General features: G+C 69.8%; 3 protein-coding genes. All 3 read left to right on the forward strand.

What is annotated here, in order from left to right:
• Window positions 1-2 precede the first annotated feature (2 nt).
• Entirely contained in the window at window positions 3-764 is a 762-nt protein-coding gene (locus IE312_RS32205; RefSeq protein ID WP_229900694.1) for an MIP/aquaporin family protein, read from the forward strand.
• A 91-nt stretch (window positions 765-855) separates the two neighbouring features.
• Entirely contained in the window at window positions 856-2,394 is a 1,539-nt protein-coding gene (gene glpK / locus IE312_RS32210) for a glycerol kinase GlpK (RefSeq protein WP_189985790.1), read from the forward strand.
• A 48-nt stretch (window positions 2,395-2,442) separates the two neighbouring features.
• Window positions 2,443-3,103 (forward strand): FAD-dependent oxidoreductase (locus IE312_RS42795; RefSeq protein WP_229900695.1); only part of this gene is annotated, 661 nt, incomplete at its 3' end.

Raw genomic sequence — 3,103 nt, forward strand, 5'->3', positions numbered from 1 at the left:
CCATCGGTACCGCCATACTCATCCTGCTCGGCGGCGGCGTCTGCGCCGCTGTCACGCTGAAGGCCTCCAAGGCCCGAAACGCCGGTTGGCTCGCCATCACCTTCGGGTGGGGCTTCGCCGTCCTGACGGCCGTCTACATCTCCGGACCGCTCTCCGGCGCCCACCTCAACCCGGCCGTCACCCTCGCCCTGGCCATCAAGGACGGCGAGTGGAGCAACGTCCCGACCTACTTCGCCGGCCAGCTGCTCGGCGCGATGATCGGCGCGGCCCTGGTGTGGATCGCCTACTACGGCCAGTTCCACGCGCACCTGACCGACAAGGAGATCGTCGGCGGTCCGGGCGCGCAGGCCACCACGGCCAAGGCCGTCGAGGCCCAGGAGAAGGGCGCCGGCCCGGTCCTCGGCGTCTTCTCCACCGGTCCGGAGATCCGGAACGTGGTGCAGAACCTGGCCACGGAGATCATCGGCACCGTGGTGCTGATCCTCGCGGTCCTCACCCAGGGCCTGAACGACAAGGGCAACGGGCTCGGCACCCTGGGCGGTCTGATCACCGCGTTCGTGGTGGTGTCCATCGGCCTGTCGCTCGGCGGCCCGACGGGCTACGCGATCAACCCGGCCCGCGACCTGGGCCCGCGCATCGTGCACGCCCTGCTGCCGCTGCCCAACAAGGGCGGATCCGACTGGAGCTACGCCTGGATCCCGGTGGCCGGTCCGCTGATCGGCGGCGCCATCGCCGCAGGCATCTACAACGTCGCCTTCGCCTGAGAAGCCTCTTGAGAAGCCTGACGAAGCACCGAGTCTTCGAGCCCGCGCCGCACGCGCAGCCCCCTCACCACGGACCTTTCAGGAGCACACAGTGACCGACGCCCACACCGCAGGCCCCTTCATCGCGGCGATCGACCAGGGCACCACCTCCTCGCGCTGCATCATCTTCGACCGGGACGGCCGCATCGTCTCCGTCGACCAGAAGGAGCACGAGCAGATCTTCCCGAAGCCGGGCTGGGTCGAGCACAACGCCAACGAGATCTGGACCAACGTCCAGGAGGTCGTCGCCGGCGCCGTCGCCAAGGCCGGCATCACCCGGGACGACATCAAGGCCATCGGCATCACCAACCAGCGCGAGACCACCGTGCTGTGGGACAAGAACACCGGTGAGCCCGTCCACAACGCCATCGTCTGGCAGGACACCCGCACCGACGCGCTCTGCCGGGAGCTGGGCCGCAACGTCGGCCAGGACCGCTTCCGCCGGCAGACCGGTCTGCCGCTCGCGTCCTACTTCGCCGGACCCAAGGCCCGCTGGCTGCTCGACCACGTCGACGGCCTGCAGGAGCGCGCGGAGGCCGGGGACATCCTCTTCGGCACCATGGACAGCTGGGTCATCTGGAACCTGACCGGCGGTGTCAACGGCGGTCGCCACGTCACCGACGTCACCAACGCCTCCCGCACCCTTCTCATGAACCTGCACACCACGCAGTGGGACGAGAAGATCTGCGAGTCCATCGGCGTGCCGACGCAGATCCTGCCCGAGATCCGCTCCTCCGCCGAGGTCTACGGCGAGGTCACCGGCGGCAAGCTCGGCGAGCTGCTCGGCGGCATCCCGGTCGCCTCCGCGCTCGGCGACCAGCAGGCGGCCCTGTTCGGCCAGACCTGTTTCTCCGAGGGCGAGACCAAGTCCACCTACGGCACCGGCACCTTCATGGTGATGAACACCGGTGACAAGATCATCAACTCCTACGCCGGTCTGCTGACCACGGTCGGTTACAAGATCGGCGAGCAGCCGACGGTCTACGCCCTCGAGGGCTCGATCGCCGTCACCGGCTCGCTGGTGCAGTGGATGCGCGACCAGATGGGCCTGATCTCCACCGCCGCCGAGATCGAGACGCTCGCGCTCTCGGTCGAGGACAACGGCGGCGCCTACTTCGTGCCGGCCTTCTCCGGTCTGTTCGCCCCGCACTGGCGCTCCGACGCCCGCGGTGTGATCGCCGGCCTGACCCGGTACGTCACCAAGGCGCACCTCGCCCGCGCGGTCCTGGAGGCGACCGCCTGGCAGACCCGGGAGATCGCCGACGCCATGGTCAAGGACTCCGGCGACGAGCTGGTGGCCCTGAAGGTGGACGGCGGCATGACCTCCAACAACCTGCTGATGCAGACCCTCGCCGACGTGCTGGACGCACCCGTGGTGCGCCCGATGGTCGCCGAGACCACCTGCCTCGGCGCCGCCTACGCCGCCGGCCTCGCCGTCGGCTTCTGGTCCAGCACCGACGAACTGCGCGCCAACTGGCGCCGGGCCGCCGAGTGGACCCCCCAGATGGACGCGGACACCCGCGACCGTGAGTACAAGAACTGGCTCAAGGCCGTCGAGCGGACCATGGGCTGGATCGAGGACGAGAGCTGAGCGGCCCAAGACGGCTCAGACATCTCTGACGAGGAGTAAGTACCCGACATGACCAGTCAGTCCACCCTGCAGTCCGTGCCTGCCCTGGGGACGCACCCGGCCTCCGGCTCCAACCCGAGCCGGGCCGAGACCAGGGAGCAGCTCGCCAAGGCGTCGTACGACCTTCTTGTGATCGGCGGCGGCATCCTGGGCATCTCCACCGCCTGGCACGCCGCGCAGTCCGGGCTCAGGGTGGCGCTGGTCGACGCCGGCGACTTCGCCGGCGCCACCTCCTCCGCCTCCTCCAAGCTGCTCCACGGCGGTCTGCGCTACCTGCAGACCGGCGCGGTGAAGCTGGTGGCGGAGAACCACTTCGAGCGCCGTGCGGTCTCCCGTCAGGTGGCCCCCCACCTGGCGAACCCGCTCACCTTCTACCTCCCCGTGTACAAGGGCGGGCCGCACGGCGCGGCGAAGCTCGGCGCGGGCGTCTTCGCCTACTCCGCGCTCTCCGCGTTCGGCGACGGCGTGGGCCACCTGCTCTCGCCGGCCAAGGCGGCGCAGGACGTGCCCGAGCTGCGCACCGAGAACCTGAAGGCCGTGGCCGTGTACGGCGACGACCAGATGAACGACGCGCGCATGGCGCTGATGACGGTCCGCGCGGCCGTCGAGGCGGGCGCGGTCGTCCTGAACCACGCCGAGGTCACCGGGCTGCGCTTCACCAAGGGCCGGG

The sequence above is a fragment of the Streptomyces capoamus genome (assembly GCF_014654935.1).
GTDB lineage: Bacteria > Actinomycetota > Actinomycetes > Streptomycetales > Streptomycetaceae > Streptomyces > Streptomyces capoamus.